The organism is Gluconacetobacter entanii (genome assembly GCF_013155425.1).
GTDB lineage: Bacteria > Pseudomonadota > Alphaproteobacteria > Acetobacterales > Acetobacteraceae > Novacetimonas > Novacetimonas entanii.
In genome coordinates this window covers 1-494 of the sequence record NZ_JABJWD010000005.1, presented here as the reverse complement: position 1 = coordinate 494, position 494 = coordinate 1, and the positions used below count along the sequence as shown (strand labels likewise).

1 protein-coding gene is annotated in these 494 nt (G+C 57.5%); it reads left to right on the top strand.

Translation table 11 applies throughout. From position 1 onward, the window contains the following. Positions 1–256 precede the first annotated feature (256 nt). Positions 257–494, top strand: a 238-nt coding sequence (locus tag HNH97_RS18255; protein ID WP_338085451.1) for a rhodanese-like domain-containing protein, incomplete at its 3' end; no start/stop codon positions are given.

Here is a 494-nt window from a genome sequence, read left to right as displayed (position 1 = left end):
CCCCCCCCATCACATCATTGATAAATAACAATTTTTTTTGTGATCTCTCTCTATGATCTTTGGGCCGTCCCCGAAGCCCACGGGAGCGGCGCAGCGAACGCCTTGCGTGAGCGGCAGCGGAGCCGCGCCGGTGGACCCTCGGGGGCGGATCAGAGGCTCAAAAAAGGGCGATTAATTCCGCTTTCGTATCGTTGTGCGACGCTTCAGCGACCGGGTGTGTCGATCAACCCTGACATGCTCACCGGCCTGAAGGCCGATGGTTCCGGTATGGGCATGCATTAAGCTGCCCTCCTGGTGCTTCCTGCTTCATTGGGCCGCCTGCACAGCAACGCTGCTGCCCTCCCCCTCTGCTATCTCTATTGCAAGGATTAATACTATGACGCTTGCGTCTATTTCTCCCGCCGATACTCGCGCAGCGATCACTGCGGGCGCAATCCTAGTCGACATCCGCAGTGCAGATGAATATGCGCGTGAGCATATTCCCGGCGCGATAA